The organism is Burkholderia sp. 572 (assembly GCF_040545135.1).
In the GTDB taxonomy this organism is placed as follows: Bacteria; Pseudomonadota; Gammaproteobacteria; order Burkholderiales; family Burkholderiaceae; genus Burkholderia; species Burkholderia cepacia.
Genome location: NZ_JBEPLH010000002.1, coordinates 378,073 through 393,174, shown reverse-complemented (window position 1 = coordinate 393,174; position 15,102 = coordinate 378,073). Strand labels below are relative to the sequence as shown.

Here is a 15,102-nt window from a genome sequence, read left to right as displayed (position 1 = left end):
TCAAGCGAAATTCGGGTTGATTCAGCGCAAAAATCGATGGATATCCTCGAAGCGGCCCCGGGACGGGCCGCTGCCGGGCCGCGGAGCGCGGCGCTCGCGTATCAGCCGGCCGTCGACGGCGGCTCGACGGACACGGGCGCGTCTTCCGGCAACGGCGCGGCGGGATGCACGCGCACGACCGGGCGAATGCCGAGCAGCGCCATGAGCGGCGCAGCGGGTTCGACCAGTTCACCGAGCGTGTGACGGTCGAGTTCGGCGAAGAACGCATCGCGCGCGGCCGCCAGCACGCCCTTCAGGCGACACTGCGGCTCGATCACGCAGCCGCGCGACTCACCTTCGGCCGCAAAGCAGCCGACCAGCGCGAAGTCGCTCTCAGTTGCGCGCACGACCTCACCGACGGTCAGTTGCAGCGATTCGGGGAACAGCCTCAGCCCGCCATTGCGGCCGCGAACGGTGTCGACCCACCCCAGCTCGCCGAGCTGCTGCACGACTTTCATCAGATGGTTCTTCGAGATGCCGTAGGCGTCCGAGATCTCCTGGATCGTCGCGAGTCCCTCGCCGCGCACGGCAAGGTAAAGCATCACGCGCAGCGAATAGTCGGTGTAGTCGGTGAGTCTCATGGGTGAATACGGAAGAGATCGATCGTGTCCCAATTACGTGAGCCGGGCCGATCGGGATGCGCACGGGGCCGGTCGACAGCCCTGTTCCGCGGCCCCGGGTTGCCGGGAGGGCGCGCGCGCAATAAGATGCGTGACATCTACACGTTTTTCAGGGGTCGTTGGTCGCTATTTTGCGTCAAAATCCGGCCGGCGTCCTGCACGATGCCCGCGCCGCCGCCCCGTCGTTGTCTGTCTCTCCCGGCCCCCTTTTTGCCATGACCGTCCTGCCCGCCTCGCCCGATACCGCACCGGCCCGCCCTCGCGACGCCGAGCCGACCGAAGAGAACATCCGCGATCTCGTCTACGCGTTCTACGACCGCGTGCGCACCGATCCGCTGCTCGGGCCCGTGTTCGACGCAAAGCTGGCCGGCCGCTGGGACGACCACCTGCCGAAGATGGTCACGTTCTGGTCGAGCCTCGTGCTCGGCACCAAGGGCTATCGCGGCAACGTGCAGCAGGCGCACCAGCCGCTCGACGGGATCGAGCCGGCCCATTTCAGCCGCTGGCTGTCGCTGTTCCTGAAGACCGTCGAGGCGCGCTACGCACCGCCCGCGGCGGTCCGCTTCATGGAGCCGGCGCTGCGGATCGCACAGAGCCTGCAGTTGAGCCGCTTCGGCTGGGATTACCGGATTCCGCCCGAGCAGCAGGCGCTGCTCGACGCGATCGCACCGCGCCGCCGCGGCGGGGACGACGGGGGCGACGATCCGCACGCGCTGCCGTCGCGTACCCGCGGCGAGCCGTTTCCGACGAAGATCATCGGGCGCAGCACCGATCCGGACGCGTAACGGATTGCCATCACGGGTTGCCGTCACGCGCGGCGCTTGCGCGCATGCGGCGCCTTGCCGCACGAGGCCGACGCCGCGCTCAGCGCCGCGTATTGCCCGATTCGATCCCCCAGCGCGCGAGCGCGGCATCGTCGGCGCTGCGCGCGTCGACCCAGCGCTCGCCGTCCGGCGTGGTTTCCTTCTTCCAGAACGGCGCTTCGGTCTTCAAGTAGTCCATCACGAACTCGCACGACGCGAACGCGTCGCCGCGGTGCGACGCAACCGTGGCGACCATCACGATCTGGTCGAGCGGCAGGAGCCTGCCGACGCGATGCACGATCGCGACGTCGATGCCCGGCCAGCGCCGGCCGGCCTCGGCCGCAATCTTCTCGAGCGCCTTCTCGGTCATCCCCGGATAGTGCTCGAGTTCCATCGCGGCAACCGCATCACCTTCGTTCAGATCGCGCACCGTGCCGACGAAACACGCGACCGCGCCGATCTTCGGGTTGCGCGCACGCAATGCCGCGACCTCGGCGTTCAGGTCGAAGTCGTCGGTCTGGATTCGTACCGTTGCCATCGCCGGTGCCTCAACCGCCCGTCACCGGCGGAAAGAACGCCACTTCGCAGCCTTCGGTGAGCCGCGTATCGGGATCGGTCATCTCGTGATTGCACGCCATGCGCAGCGCGCGCCCTTCCGCGAGCGTCTCGGCCCATGCCCCGCCGCGCACGCGCAGCCATGCGCGCACGTCGCCCACGGTCGTGACGCTGTCCGGCACGTCGGCCTGCTCGTCGGCAACACCCAGTGCCTCGCGTACGCTTGCAAAAAATTTCAGCTGAATCTTCATGGTTCGGGAAGCCGTCGCGTTACGACAGCAGTTCGGAAAACGGAATGAAACGCACGGTCTCGCCGGCGCTGATCGCGTGCTGCGGCGGATTGTCGATCAGGCCGTCGCCCCACACCGTCGACGTCAGCACCGCCGAACTCTGGTTCGGGAACAGGTCGAGGCCGCCGGCCGCGTTCACGCGGGCACGCAGGAATTCGTTGCGGCGGTCGCCCTTGCCTTGCGAGAAGTCGGCGCGCAGCGACAGCGCGCGCGGCGCGACGTCGCGCACGCCGGACAGGCGCAGCAGGAACGGCCGCACGAACAGCAGGAACGTGACGAAACTCGATACCGGGTTGCCGGGCAACCCGATGAAGTGTGCATCGGGGCGATCGTCGCCACGGCGCACCGCACCGTAGGCAAGCGGCTTGCCGGGCTTCATCGCGATCTGCCACAGCGCGAGCCGCCCTTCGGCCTCGACGGCCGGCTTCACGTGATCCTCGTCGCCGACCGACACGCCGCCGCTCGTCAGGATCACGTCGTGATCGCGCGCGGCCGCGCGCAGCGTGTCGCGCGTCGCGGCGAGCGAATCGGGCACGATCCCGTAGTCGGTCACGTGGCAGCCGAGCCGCTCCAGCAGCCCGCGCAGCGTGAAGCGGTTCGAGTTGTAGATCGCGCCGGGCTTCAGCGGCTCGCCCGGCATCGTCAGTTCGTCGCCGGTGAAGAACACCGCGACGCGAATCCGCCGCGCGACCGGCAACTGCGCGCAGCCGACCGATGCGGCAAGACCGAGCGCCTGCGGCGTGAGCCGCGTGCCGGCCGGCAGGATCACCGAGCCCTGCCGGATATCCGCGCCCTGCGCGGTGATCCATTCGCCGGCCTTCGGCGTGTGCAGGATCTCGACCGCGTCGCCGTCGGCCGACGCCTGCTCCTGCATCACGACAGCGTCGGCGCCGGGCGGCACCGTCGCGCCAGTGAAGATCCGCGCGGCCGTGCCGGCTGCGAGCGGCGCGGCCGGATGGCCGGCCGGAATGCGCTGCGACACCGGCAAACGCCGCTCGCCATGCAGCAGGTCGGCGACGCGCACCGCATAGCCGTCCATCGCGCTCGTATGCATCGGCGGCACGTCGAGCGGCGAGCTCACGTCGGCCGCCAGCACGCGGCCGAGCGCATCGAGCGTGGCGACGGTTTCGACGCCGGGCAACGGCTTCGCGGCGTCGAGCAGCGCGGCGAGCGCCTCGGCGGTCGACAGCATCGGCGCGCGCGGCGCCGCGGGATTGGGGTTCGACATCGATGGAATCGGGGATCGTTGGATGCAATACGCCATTGTAGCGACGCCGTCGCGCGGGCGCGCGATATGGCGGACATGCGGAAACTGTGATTCGCGCGAGCGCGCGGGTCTGGCACTTGTTTCACGCGCGATGCCGGTTTGACGGCAGCCGCGCGGCGGGATGCCGAACGCCTGCACGGAGCGGCACCGCCAAACGAAACGGCCGGAACCCCGATCCGTTCGACGAATCGGCATTCCGGCCGTCCTGCACAGCCGGGCCCGCGGCCCGGCCATGCGTCATGCGCCCGTATGGGCGGCGATGAAGTCCTTCACCTGCTGCGCGTCGGCCTTCACGACCTCGAAACGCTGCGGCAGCGCCTCGAGCCCGTCGAATGCGGCCGGACGCTCGGCTTCGCGATCGAGTGCCTCGCGAATCGTCTCGCCGAACTTGATCGGCTGCGCGGTCTCGAGCACGACCATCGGCACGCCCGCGTCGAGATGCTCGCGCGCGACCTTCACGCCGTCGGCCGTGTGCGTATCGATCATCGTGTCGTAACGCGAGAACACGTCGCGGATCGTCGCGATGCGGTCCGTGTGGCTGCTGCGGCCCGACACGAAACCGAACTCGGCGACCCGTGCGAAATCGCCGCTCGCCGCGAGATCGAAGCCGCCTTTCTCCTCGACGTCGCGGAACAGCTGCATCACGCGCGCCGGATCGCGGCCGAGCAGGTCGAACACGAAGCGCTCGAAGTTCGATGCCTTCGAGATGTCCATGCTCGGGCTGCTCGTGTGATAGGTGTGCTCGGCGCTGCGCACGCGATACGCGCCCGTGCGGAAGAACTCGTCGAGCACGTCGTTCTCGTTGGTCGCGACCACGAGCTTCGCGATCGGCAGGCCCATCATCCGCGCGATGTGGCCCGCGCAGACGTTACCGAAGTTGCCCGACGGCACCGTGAACGACACGCGCTCGTCGTTGGACTGCGTCGCCGCGAAGTAGCCCTTGAAGTAGTACACGACCTGCGCGACGACGCGCGCCCAGTTGATCGAGTTGACCGTGCCGATCTTCTGCCGCGCCTTGAACGCATGATCGTTCGACACCGCCTTCACGATGTCCTGGCAGTCGTCGAACACGCCTTCGACCGCGAGGTTGAAGATGTTCGGATCCTGCAGGCTGAACATCTGGGCCGTCTGGAACGCGCTCATCTTCTTGTGCGGCGACAGCATGAACACGCGCACGCCGGCCTTGCCGCGCATCGCGTATTCGGCCGCGCTGCCCGTGTCGCCGGACGTCGCGCCGAGAATGTTCAGCGTCTGCCCGTGCTTCGCGAGCGTGTACTCGAACAGGCTGCCGAGCAGCTGCATCGCCATGTCCTTGAACGCGAGCGTCGGGCCGTTCGACAGTTCGAGCAGCGACAGCGCCGCGCCGTTCTCGGTGCCGAGCGTCTTCAGCGGCGTGATGTCGGACGCGTTCTCGCCATGGCGCGTGTTGCGGTACACGTCGGCCGTGTACGTGCGGCGCGTGATCGCGCGCAGGTCGTCGGCCGGCACGTCGTCGCAGAACTTCGACAGGATCTCGAACGCGAGATCCGCATACGACAGCGTGCGCCAGCGCGCGAGCTCGTCGGCCGACACCTTCGGATATTCGGACGGCAGGTACAGCCCGCCGTCCTTCGCGAGGCCGCCGAGCAGGATGTCGGAGAACGTGTGGCGCTCGCCGATGCCGGCGCCGCGCGTGGAGATGTAGTTCATGTCGCCTTCCGTCCTCAGTTCAGCGCTTCCATGCGCAGCTTCGTTACCTTCGAGACCACCGTCGAGAGGCTCTCGATCTGCGCGATCGCCGCGTTGACGTTCTTCTCGACCGTCTCGTGCGTGATCAGGATGATGTCGGTCTCGCCGTTCGCGCCGTCGATCTGCTCCGATTCCTTCTGCAGCAGCGCGTCGATCGAGATGCCCGATGCGGCGAGGATGCGCGTGATGTCGGCCAGCACGCCCGTCTGGTCGGCGACGCGCAGGCGCAGGTAGTAGCCGCTCGTCACTTCCTCGATCGGCAGGATCGGCGTGTTCGACAGGCTGTCCGGCTGGAACGCGAGATGCGGCACGCGATGCTCTGGGTCCGCCGTGTGCAGGCGCGTGACGTCGACGAGATCCGCGACCACGGCCGACGCGGTCGGCTCCGCGCCCGCGCCCTTGCCGTAATACAGCGTCGTGCCGACCGCATCGCCATGCACGACGACCGCGTTCATCGCGCCCTCGACGTTCGCGAGCAGGCGCTTTTCCGGGATCAGCGTCGGGTGCACGCGCAGCTCGATGCCGTTTGCGGCGCGGCGCGCGATGCCGAGCAGCTTGATCCGGTAGCCGAGTTCTTCCGCGTAGCGGATGTCGGTCGCGTCGAGCTTGCTGATGCCCTCGACGTATGCGCGGTCGAACTGAACCGGCACGCCGAACGCGATCGCACTCATGATGGTCGCCTTGTGCGCGGCGTCGACGCCTTCGATGTCGAAGGTCGGATCGGCTTCCGCGTAGCCGAGCTCCTGCGCGGCCTTCAGCGCGGTCGCGAAGTCGAGCCCGCGATCGCGCATTTCCGACAGGATGTAGTTGGTCGTGCCGTTGATGATGCCTGCGATGTACTGGATGCGGTTCGCGGTCAGGCCCTCGCGCAGCGCCTTGATGATCGGGATGCCGCCGGCGACGGCCGCCTCGAACGCGACCATCACGCCCTTCGCGCGCGCGGCCTCGAAGATCTCGGTGCCGTGCACCGCGAGCAGCGCCTTGTTGGCCGTCACGACATGCTTGCCGTTCGCGATCGCGCGCAGCACGAGGTCGCGCGCGATGCCCGTGCCGCCGATCATCTCGGCGACGATTGCGATCGACGGATCATCGACGACCGCGTTGAAATCGTCGGTGATCTGCGCAGCGCCGGCATCGCCGCCGAGCGCAGCCAGCGCCTTGGCCGGGTTGCGCACCGCAATGCGCGTCACCTCGATGCCGCGCCCCGCGCGTCGCTTGATTTCTTCCTGGTTGCGGCCCAGCACCGTGAAGGTGCCGCTGCCCACCGTGCCGAAGCCCAACAGGCCAACTTTGATCGGTTCCATGCTGCGTGTGATCGATGAGTAAGAAGTAGTGAGTGCCGTGTGGTCCTGCCGCTCAGGCCGAATGGCGCTTGCGGTAGCCGTCGAGGAAGCGTGCGATCCGGTTGATCGAATCGGTCAGGTCGTCGAGGTTCGGCAGGAAGACCACGCGGAAGTGGTCCGGCGTCGTCCAGTTGAAGCCCGTGCCCTGCACGAGCAGTACGCGCTCCTCGAGCAACAGGTCGAGAATGAACTGCTGGTCGTTCTGGATCGGATAAAGCTTCGGGTCGAGGCGCGGGAACATGTACAGCGCGGCCTGCGGCTTCACGCAGGTCACGCCCGGGATCGACGTGAGCATGTCGTACGCGAGTTCGCGCTGTTTGTACAGGCGCCCGCTCGGCATGATCAGCTCGTTGATGCTCTGGTAGCCGCCGAGCGCCGTCTGGATCGCGAACTGCCCGGGCACGTTCGCGCACAGGCGCATCGACGACAGGATGCCGAGCCCCTCGAGGTAATCCTTCGCGCGCCGGCGGTTGTCGCCGCCGAGGCCCGACACGGCCATCCAGCCCGCGCGGTAGCCGCACGAGCGATAGCTCTTCGACAGGCTGTTGAACGTGACGGTGATCACGTCCTCCGACAGCGAACCCAGCGCCGTATGCTCGAGGCCGTCGTAGACGATCTTGTCGTACACCTCGTCGGCGAACACGATCAGCCCGTGCTGGCGCGCGATCTCGAGCAGTTCGAGCAGCAATTCGTCCGAATAAAGCGCGCCCGTCGGGTTGTTCGGGTTGATCACGACGATCGCCTTCGTGTTCGGCGTGATCTTGCGGCGGATGTCGTCGAGATCGGGCATCCACGCGTTCTGCTCGTCGCAGATGTAATGCACCGGCGTGCCGCCCGACAGGCTGACCGCCGCCGTCCACAGCGGGTAGTCGGGCGCGGGCAGCAGCACCTCGTCGCCGTCGTTCAGGAGCGCCTGGGTCGCCATCACGATCAGCTCGGACGCGCCGTTGCCGATGTAGATGTCGTCGAGGCCGACGCCCACGACACCCTTTTCCTGCGTGTAGTGCATCACGGCCTTGCGCGCCGAGAACACGCCCTTCGAATCCGAATAGCCGGACGACGTCGGCAGGTTGCGGATCATGTCCTGGATGATCTCGTCCGGCGCATCGAAACCGAACGGCGCGAGGTTGCCGATGTTCAGCTTGATGATGCGGTGGCCTTCTTCCTCGAGGCGCTTCGCGTGCTCGAGCACCGGGCCACGGATGTCGTAGCAGACGTTGAGCAGCTTGTTCGACTTCTGAATCGGTTTCACGACGACACGGTTCCTGGGTTGGCCTTGCGGCCGGGGGGACGGGATCAAAACTGGAAAGCGGCCGGTCTGTGCGCGCTGTCTAGACTGGGGAAAAGCGGGCGGTCGGGCGCGGCTTGTGGCGACGCGCGACGCAAGTGGCGCCCGGGGGCGACCAAAAAGTTATAATTTAGCGGATTTTGGCCGACTTTCGCAATGCACCATAGCCGCGCCGGGCCCACGCCGTCAGGCGTCCCGCGTGCCCGGGCAAGCGAAACCGGCCCTCCGGGCCCCTGTGGCCCTGCGACACATTCCCCTACGGAACCGCGGAATACCGATTTGAAACTGCACCAGGACACGAGCGGCGCGCTCAACACCGTCACCGGCTACGGCCCCGATTACGTCGACGTCAATCTCGAACGCCATGAAACGAGCGTCATCGTGCTGCCCGGCGCGCCGGTCCAGATGTGGCCGGTGTCGTCGTTCGACGCGCTCGCGCCCGAGCATTTCGCGATGCTGCTCGACCCGACGCCCGAACTCGTCATCTTCGGCAGCGGCGCACGGCTGCGCTTCCCGCACCCGCGGCTCGTCGCGGCGCTCACGGCCAAGCGGATCGGCGTCGAGACGATGGATTTCCAGGCTGCCTGCCGCACCTACAACATCCTGATGGCCGAAGGCCGCAAAGTCGCCGCCGCGCTCTTAATTGAACGTTAATCCCCGATGCGGTAAAACTCGGGCCGGCGCAGCGGGTCGATCCCCGGATCGGCCCGGCCAGGCCGCCCGCCCCCGGCGCAACCCGCCGGCGGCTCGTCACAACAACCAACAGGCTGAAAATCCATGAACGATACGCCGTCGAGGCTACCGCTCAACCGCATCACGCTCGTCCTCCTCGTCGTCGCGCTCGCGATCGTCTGGTTCGCGCCGCTCGGGCTGCGCCACCTGATCCCGAGCGACGAAGGCCGCTACGCGGAAATGGCGCGCGAGATGTTCGTCACCGGCGACTGGATCACGCCACGCTACAACGGCTACAAGTACTTCGAGAAGCCGCCGCTGCAGACCTGGATGAACGCGCTCACGTTCGCGTGGTTCGGCATCGGCGAATGGCAGGCGCGCCTCTACACGGCCCTCGCGAGCTTCGCCGGCGTGCTGCTGGTCGGCTTCACGGGCGCGCGCCTGTTCAACCCGCTGTCGGGCTTCCTCGCCGCCGTCGTGCTCGCGGCGTCGCCGTACTGGAACCTGATGGGCCACTTCAACGCGCTCGACATGGGCCTTGCGTTCTGGATGGCGCTGTCGCTGTGCTCGCTGCTGCTCGCGCAGCGGCCCGGGCTGCGCCCGGCCGCGGCGCGCGGCTGGATGTGGGCGTGCTGGGCCGCGATGGCGTTCGCGGTGCTGTCGAAGGGCCTCGTCGGCCTGATCCTGCCCGGCGCCGTGCTCGTGCTCTATACGCTGATCGCGCGCGACTGGGCGCTCTGGAAGCGCCTGTACCTGGTGAGCGGCCTCGTGATCTTCTTCGCGATCGTCACGCCGTGGTTCGTGCTCGTCCAGCAGCGCAACCCCGAATTCTTCAACTTCTTCTTCATCGTCCAGCAGTTCCGCCGGTACCTGACCCCGGAACAGAACCGTCCGGGCCCGCTCTACTACTTCGTGCCCGTGCTGCTGGTCGGCTTCCTGCCGTGGCTGTCGGTTGCGTGGCAGAGCATCCGCCATGCGCTGCGGATGCCGCGCCAGCCGAACGGCTTCTCGCCGATGCTCGTGCTGCTGATCTGGAGCGCATTCATCTTCCTGTTCTTCAGCGCGTCGCATTCGAAGCTGATCTCGTACGTGCTGCCGGTCGCGCCGGCGCTCGCGCTGATCATCGGCGCGTACCTGCCGCTGATGACCGCCGACCGCTTCCGCCGCCACCTGCTCGGCTACCTCGTGTTCTTCGTCGCCGCGGCGTTCGGGATCATCTTCCTCGCGTACCAGGGCGATGCCCGCACGCCGAACGCGCTGTACCGCGCGTTCCAGATGTGGCTGTACGCGGGCCTCGCGGTCGCGGCCGCGCTGACGCTCGCGGCCGCCTGGCTGAACCGCCGCGCGGGCGTCGCCGCCGCGCTTGCCGCGTTCGGCGCCGCGTGGCTCGCCTTCGGCACGATCGGCGGCACCGGGCACGACGAGTTCGGCCGCTACAGCTCGGGCGCGCTGCTCGCGCCGACGGTGCGCGCCGAGCTGGCGAAACTGCCGCCCGACACGCCGTTCTACTCGATCGAGATGCTCGATCACACGTTCCCGTTCTATATGGGCCACACGACGATCATGGTCCAGCGCCAGGACGAGCTCGGGTTCGGCATCTCGATGGAGCCGAACAAGTGGATTCCGACCGTCGACGAATGGATCACGCGCTGGAAGCAGGAAACCCATGCGCTCGCGATCATGCCGCCCGGCCAGTACGACGCCCTGGTCAAGCAAGGCGTGCCGATGCGCGTGATTGCGCGCGACAACCGTCGCGTGATCGTCGAGAAACCGCAATCGTAAGGACGCCCATCGCATGAATCCCGTTTCGCTCGTCTGCATCGTCACCGGCGTGATGCTCAACGCCGTTGCGCAACTGCTGCTGAAGGCCGGCGTCAACGCCGTCGGGCACTTCGAATTCAGCCGTGCGAACATCATCCCGGTCGGGCTGAAGATCGCCACCCAGCTGCCGATCATCGGCGGCCTCGGCTGCTACGTGCTGAGCGTCGTGGTCTGGATCCTCGGGCTGTCGCGGGTCGACGTGTCGATCGCGTACCCGATGCTGTCGCTCGGCTACGTCGTCAACGCATTCGCGGCCTGGTACCTGTTCGGCGAGGTGCTGTCGGTCCAGCGGCTCGTCGGCATCGGCATCATCCTGATCGGCGTGCTGGTGCTCGCGCGAAGCTGAGCATGCCCCGCCGCGTTAAGCGTCCGCCTACAAAAAATCACGGTGCGTTTCCGCCAACCGGTGTTTAATGCCGGTTTCGGCCGGGATCGCCCGACCCTTTTATTACACGCCATTACAGGCCAAAGCGTACATGAGCCAGACTACCGCTCCGTTTCTGCCGTTCACCCGCCCCGAGATCGATGAGGAAACCATCCAGGGCGTCGTCGAAGTGCTGCGTTCGGGCTGGATCACCACGGGCCCGCAAAGCCAGAAATTCGAAGCGGCGCTGTCCGAATACTGCGGCGGCCGTCCCGTCCGCGCGTTCAATTCAGGCACCTGCACGCTCGAGATCGGCCTGCGCATCGCGGGCGTCGGCCCCGGCGACGAGGTGATCACGACGCCGGCGTCGTGGGTCTCGACCAGCAACGTGATCCTCGAGACCGGCGCGACGCCCGTGTTCGCCGACATCGATCCCGTCACGCGCAACATCGACCTCGACAAGCTCGAGCAGGCGATCACGCCGCGCACGAAGGCGATCATCCCGGTGTTCCTGTCCGGCCTGCCGGTCGACATGGACCGCCTGTACGCGATCGCGCGCGCACACAAGCTGCGCGTGATCGAGGACGCCGCGCAGGCGTTCGGTTCGACGTGGAACGGCAAGCGCATTGGCGCGATCGGCGACATCGTGTCGTTCAGCTTCCACGCGAACAAGAACCTCACGACGATCGAAGGCGGCGCGCTCGTGCTGAACAACGAGGAAGAAGCGACGCTCGCGCAGAAGTACCGGCTGCAGGGCATCACGCGCACGGGCTTCGACGGAATGGACTGCGACGTGCTCGGCGGCAAGTACAACCTGACCGACGTCGCCGCGCGCGTCGGCCTGGGCCAGCTGCCGCACCTCGAACGCTTCACCGCCCAGCGCCGCGCGCTCGCCCGCGCGTATTTCGCCGCATTCGACGGCAGCGCGGCCGTGAAGCTCGGCGTCGGCCTGCCGGTCGCCGAATTCGAGAACGGCAACTGGCACATGTTCCTGATCACGCTGCCGCTCGAGCGGCTGACGATCACCCGCGCCGAGTTCATGGCGCAGATGAAGGAACGCGGTATCGGCACGGGCATCCACTACCCGGCGATCCATCTTTTCACGCTGTACCGTGCGCGCGGCTTCAAGGAGGGCATGTTCCCCCACGCCGAACGGTACGGCGCGTCGACCGTCACGCTGCCGCTCTTCACGCAGATGACGGAAGGCGATGTGCGTCGCGTGGTCGACGCCATCAACCAGATTTGCGAACAATACGGAAATTAAGCGTACATGAGTCACCTTGAAGCACGCGCCGGGCATCCGGGCGCCGGGCACCTGGACGCAGGCCGTCCCGAAGTATCGGTCATCATCCCCGTGTACAACGAGGAAGACGGCCTCGCCGCGCTGTTCGCGCGGCTGTATCCGGCGCTCGACGCACTCGACACGTCATACGAAGTGATCCTGATCAACGACGGCAGCCGCGACCGCTCGGCCGCGATGCTCGCCGATCAGTTCCACGTGCGTCCCGACACGACGCGCATCGTGCTGCTCAACGGCAACTACGGCCAGCACATGGCGATCCTCGCCGGCTTCGCGCAATCGCGCGGCGAGATCGTCATCACGCTCGACGCCGACCTGCAGAACCCGCCCGAGGAAATCGGCAAGCTGATCGCGAAGATGCGCGAGGGCTACGACTACGTCGGCTCGATCCGCAAGCAGCGCCAGGACAGCCTGTGGCGGCGCAAGGCGTCGCAGATGATGAACCGGCTGCGCGAGCGCATCACGCGCATCAAGATGACCGACCAGGGCTGCATGCTGCGCGCGTACAGCCGCCGCATCATCGATACGATCAACGTGTGCGGCGAAGTCAACACGTTCATCCCCGCGCTCGCCTATACGTTCGCGCAGAAGCCGACCGAAATCGAGGTCGCGCACGAGGAGCGCTTTGCCGGCGAATCGAAGTACTCGCTGTACAGCCTGATCCGGCTGAACTTCGACCTCGTGACCGGCTTCTCGGTCGTGCCGCTGCAGTGGCTCTCGTTCATCGGCGTGATCCTGTCGCTCGGTTCCGCCGCGCTGTTCGTGCTGCTGCTCGTGCGACGCTTCATCGTCGGCGCGGAAGTGCAAGGCGTGTTCACGCTGTTCGCGATCACGTTCTTCCTGCTCGGCGTGATCATCTTCGCGCTCGGCCTGCTCGGCGAGTACGTCGGCCGCATCTACCAGCAGGTGCGCGCGCGGCCGCGCTACCTGATCCAGGCCGTGCTCGAGCAGCACGACGGCGTGCCGCCGGTGCCGGCCGGCACGAACCGCACGGGAGCCGGGCAATGAAACCGCGCGCAGTCGTCTTCGCGTATCACAACGTCGGCGTGCGCTGCCTGCAGGTGCTGCTCGCGCGCGGCGTCGACGTCGCACTCGTCGTCACGCACGAGGACAACCCGAACGAGAACATCTGGTTCGGCAGCGTCGCATCGGTCGCCGCCGAGCACGGGATCCCGGTCGTCACGCCGGCCGATCCCGCCGATCCGGCGCTGCGCCGCGCGGTGTCCGACGCGCAGCCCGATTTCATCTTCTCGTTCTACTACCGTCACATGCTGCCGGTGGACCTGCTCGCGATCGCGCCGCGCGGCGCGTACAACATGCACGGTTCGCTGCTGCCGAAATACCGGGGTCGGGTACCGACCAACTGGGCCGTGCTGAACGGCGAGACCGAAACCGGCGCGACGCTGCACGAGATGGCCGCGAAGCCCGACGCGGGCGCGATCATCGCCCAGACCGCGGTGCCGATCCTGCCGGACGACACGGCCACGCAGGTGTTCGACAAGGTCACGGTGGCCGCCGAGCAGACGCTCTGGCGCGTACTGCCCGCGCTGCTCGCGGGCGAGGCGCCGCACCTGCCGAACGATCTCGCGACCGGCAGCTACTACGGCGGGCGCAAGCCCGAAGACGGCCGCGTCGACTGGTCGAAGCCGGCCGCGCAGGTCTACAACCTGGTGCGCGCGGTCGCGCCCCCGTATCCGGGCGCGTTCACGGACGTCGACGGCACGCGTTTCGTGATCGCGCGCGCGCGCCTCGCGGCGCCCGGCAGCGCGGCAGCGGCCGCCGCGGCAGATTTGCCGCCCGGCCTGCACGTAAGCGATAATGCGCTATTCGGCGTCTGCGGCGACAGCCGCGCTCTATCCATTCTCGAGCTGTGGCAGCAGCGCGACGGCAGCGAAACCGTCGTGACGCCCGCGGAATTCGCGCAGTTCATTCATTCTTCCCGTCATTCATGAAAGCAAAAAAAGTCCTGATCCTGGGTGTGAACGGCTTCATCGGCCATCACCTGTCGAAGCGCATTCTTGAAACCACCGATTGGGAAGTGTTCGGCATGGACATGCAGACCGATCGGCTTGGCGACCTCGTCAACCACGAGCGGATGCATTTCTTCGAAGGCGACATCACGATCAACAAGGAGTGGGTCGAGTATCACGTGAAGAAGTGCGACGTGATCCTGCCGCTCGTCGCGATCGCGACGCCCGCCACCTATGTCCAGCAGCCGCTGCGCGTGTTCGAACTCGACTTCGAGGCGAACCTGCCGATCGTGCGTTCGGCCGTCAAGTACGGCAAGCACCTCGTGTTCCCGTCGACCTCCGAGGTCTACGGCATGTGCTCGGACGAGCAGTTCGACCCGGATGCATCGGCCCTCACCTACGGCCCGATCAACAAGCCGCGCTGGATCTACGCGTGCTCGAAGCAGCTGATGGACCGCGTAATCTGGGGCTACGGGATGGAAGGCCTGAACTTCACGCTGTTCCGTCCGTTCAACTGGATCGGCCCGGGCCTCGACTCGATCTACACGCCGAAGGAAGGCAGCTCGCGCGTCGTCACGCAGTTCCTCGGCCACATCGTGCGCGGCGAGAACATCAGCCTCGTCGACGGCGGCTCGCAGAAGCGCGCGTTCACCGACATCGGCGACGGCATCAGCGCGCTGATGAAGATCATCGAGAACAAGGACGGCGTCGCGTCGGGCAAGATCTACAACATCGGGAATCCGAAGAACAACTTCTCGGTTCGCGAACTCGCGCACAAGATGCTCGAACTGGCGGCGGAATTCCCCGAGTACGCCGATTCGGCCAAGCAGGTGAAGCTCGTCGAGACGACGTCCGGCGCGTACTACGGCAATGGCTACCAGGACGTGCAGAACCGCGTGCCGAAGATCGACAATACGATGCAGGAGCTCGGCTGGGCACCGCAGGCCACGTTCGACGACGCGCTGCGCAACATCTTCGAAGCGTATCGCGGCCACGTCGCCGACGCGCGCGCGCTCGTCGAGCAGCAAGGCTGAGCGGGACG

At 66.9% G+C, this 15,102-nt stretch carries 15 protein-coding genes; 8 read left to right on the top strand and 7 right to left on the bottom strand.

Annotation, left to right across the window (positions count from 1 at the left end):
- Nucleotides 1–101: 101 nt before the first annotated feature.
- A complete protein-coding gene (locus ABIC51_RS05490) occupies nt 102–620 on the bottom strand; it encodes an Rrf2 family transcriptional regulator (protein ID WP_027787208.1) in 519 nt (172 codons plus the stop codon).
- Nucleotides 621–874: 254 nt separating this feature from the next.
- Here ABIC51_RS05490 and ABIC51_RS05485 point away from each other — a divergent pair, with 254 nt between their 5' ends.
- Nucleotides 875–1,444, top strand: coding sequence for a group III truncated hemoglobin (locus tag ABIC51_RS05485; RefSeq protein ID WP_146252790.1), 570 nt, complete (start codon nt 875–877; stop codon nt 1,442–1,444).
- Between the two features lie 79 nt (nt 1,445–1,523).
- On the opposite strand, the gene ABIC51_RS05480 is transcribed toward ABIC51_RS05485, so the two are convergent.
- The 6 genes from ABIC51_RS05480 to ABIC51_RS05455 form a co-directional block, all read right to left on the bottom strand.
- The gene (locus tag ABIC51_RS05480) at nt 1,524–2,000 is read right to left on the bottom strand and encodes a molybdenum cofactor biosynthesis protein MoaE (protein WP_060174307.1); all 477 of its coding nucleotides are present in this window, start codon (nt 1,998–2,000) and stop codon (nt 1,524–1,526) included.
- Nucleotides 2,001–2,010: 10 nt separating this feature from the next.
- Nucleotides 2,011–2,268, bottom strand: a complete 258-nt coding sequence (gene moaD / locus ABIC51_RS05475) for a molybdopterin converting factor subunit 1 (RefSeq protein WP_011352296.1) — start codon at nt 2,266–2,268, stop codon at nt 2,011–2,013.
- 19 nt (nt 2,269–2,287) lie between these two features.
- On the bottom strand, nt 2,288–3,535 hold the full coding sequence (locus ABIC51_RS05470; protein WP_027787205.1) for a molybdopterin molybdotransferase MoeA: 1,248 nt from the start codon (nt 3,533–3,535) through the stop codon (nt 2,288–2,290).
- A gap of 276 nt (nt 3,536–3,811) precedes the next feature.
- Nucleotides 3,812–5,263, bottom strand: a complete 1,452-nt coding sequence (gene thrC / locus ABIC51_RS05465; RefSeq protein WP_175899094.1) for a threonine synthase — start codon at nt 5,261–5,263, stop codon at nt 3,812–3,814.
- Between the two features lie 14 nt (nt 5,264–5,277).
- Nucleotides 5,278–6,606 carry a homoserine dehydrogenase gene (locus tag ABIC51_RS05460; protein WP_021156505.1) on the bottom strand — a complete coding sequence of 443 codons (1,329 nt, stop codon included), beginning with the start codon at nt 6,604–6,606 and terminating at the stop codon, nt 5,278–5,280.
- Between the two features lie 52 nt (nt 6,607–6,658).
- Complete coding sequence (locus ABIC51_RS05455) at nt 6,659–7,897, bottom strand: pyridoxal phosphate-dependent aminotransferase (protein WP_027787203.1); 1,239 nt, start codon at nt 7,895–7,897, stop codon at nt 6,659–6,661.
- Nucleotides 7,898–8,212: 315 nt separating this feature from the next.
- Here ABIC51_RS05455 and ABIC51_RS05450 point away from each other — a divergent pair, with 315 nt between their 5' ends.
- From ABIC51_RS05450 to ABIC51_RS05420, 7 genes are all read left to right on the top strand, one after another.
- The gene (locus ABIC51_RS05450) at nt 8,213–8,587 is read left to right on the top strand and encodes an Mth938-like domain-containing protein (RefSeq protein ID WP_027787202.1); all 375 of its coding nucleotides are present in this window, start codon (nt 8,213–8,215) and stop codon (nt 8,585–8,587) included.
- Between the two features lie 123 nt (nt 8,588–8,710).
- Nucleotides 8,711–10,387: a glycosyltransferase family 39 protein gene (locus tag ABIC51_RS05445; RefSeq protein ID WP_027787201.1), complete on the top strand. Its 1,677-nt coding sequence runs from the start codon at nt 8,711–8,713 to the stop codon at nt 10,385–10,387.
- Between the two features lie 13 nt (nt 10,388–10,400).
- Nucleotides 10,401–10,772 carry an EamA family transporter gene (locus ABIC51_RS05440; protein WP_027787200.1) on the top strand — a complete coding sequence of 124 codons (372 nt, stop codon included), beginning with the start codon at nt 10,401–10,403 and terminating at the stop codon, nt 10,770–10,772.
- Between the two features lie 130 nt (nt 10,773–10,902).
- On the top strand, nt 10,903–12,054 hold the full coding sequence (locus ABIC51_RS05435) for a DegT/DnrJ/EryC1/StrS family aminotransferase (protein WP_027787199.1): 1,152 nt from the start codon (nt 10,903–10,905) through the stop codon (nt 12,052–12,054).
- 6 nt (nt 12,055–12,060) lie between these two features.
- Nucleotides 12,061–13,098, top strand: coding sequence for a glycosyltransferase (locus tag ABIC51_RS05430; RefSeq protein WP_027787198.1), 1,038 nt, complete (start codon nt 12,061–12,063; stop codon nt 13,096–13,098).
- A complete protein-coding gene (locus ABIC51_RS05425; RefSeq protein ID WP_060084266.1) occupies nt 13,095–14,042 on the top strand; it encodes a formyltransferase in 948 nt (315 codons plus the stop codon). The genes ABIC51_RS05430 and ABIC51_RS05425 overlap by 4 nt, the downstream gene beginning before the upstream one ends.
- Nucleotides 14,039–15,094 (top strand): bifunctional UDP-4-keto-pentose/UDP-xylose synthase, encoded by a 1,056-nt coding sequence (locus tag ABIC51_RS05420; protein ID WP_006482864.1) that lies wholly within the window; start codon nt 14,039–14,041, stop codon nt 15,092–15,094. Before ABIC51_RS05425 ends, ABIC51_RS05420 begins: the two co-directional genes overlap by 4 nt.
- The last annotated feature ends 8 nt before the right edge of the window (nt 15,095–15,102 follow it).

Excerpts from the sequence above, each read along its gene's own strand:
- ABIC51_RS05490 (WP_027787208.1), bottom strand. The coding sequence starts at position 620 with ATGAGACTCACCGACTACACCGACTATTCGCTGCGCGTGATGCTTTAC.
- ABIC51_RS05485 (WP_146252790.1), top strand. The coding sequence starts at position 875 with ATGACCGTCCTGCCCGCCTCGCCCGATACCGCACCGGCCCGCCCTCGC.
- ABIC51_RS05480 (WP_060174307.1), bottom strand. The coding sequence starts at position 2,000 with ATGGCAACGGTACGAATCCAGACCGACGACTTCGACCTGAACGCCGAG.
- moaD (WP_011352296.1), bottom strand. The coding sequence starts at position 2,268 with ATGAAGATTCAGCTGAAATTTTTTGCAAGCGTACGCGAGGCACTGGGT.
- ABIC51_RS05470 (WP_027787205.1), bottom strand. The coding sequence starts at position 3,535 with ATGTCGAACCCCAATCCCGCGGCGCCGCGCGCGCCGATGCTGTCGACC.
- thrC (WP_175899094.1), bottom strand. The coding sequence starts at position 5,263 with ATGAACTACATCTCCACGCGCGGCGCCGGCATCGGCGAGCGCCACACG.
- ABIC51_RS05460 (WP_021156505.1), bottom strand. The coding sequence starts at position 6,606 with ATGGAACCGATCAAAGTTGGCCTGTTGGGCTTCGGCACGGTGGGCAGC.
- ABIC51_RS05445 (WP_027787201.1), top strand. The coding sequence starts at position 8,711 with ATGAACGATACGCCGTCGAGGCTACCGCTCAACCGCATCACGCTCGTC.
- ABIC51_RS05440 (WP_027787200.1), top strand. The coding sequence starts at position 10,401 with ATGAATCCCGTTTCGCTCGTCTGCATCGTCACCGGCGTGATGCTCAAC.
- ABIC51_RS05435 (WP_027787199.1), top strand. The coding sequence starts at position 10,903 with ATGAGCCAGACTACCGCTCCGTTTCTGCCGTTCACCCGCCCCGAGATC.
- ABIC51_RS05430 (WP_027787198.1), top strand. The coding sequence starts at position 12,061 with ATGAGTCACCTTGAAGCACGCGCCGGGCATCCGGGCGCCGGGCACCTG.
- ABIC51_RS05425 (WP_060084266.1), top strand. The coding sequence starts at position 13,095 with ATGAAACCGCGCGCAGTCGTCTTCGCGTATCACAACGTCGGCGTGCGC.
- ABIC51_RS05420 (WP_006482864.1), top strand. The coding sequence starts at position 14,039 with ATGAAAGCAAAAAAAGTCCTGATCCTGGGTGTGAACGGCTTCATCGGC.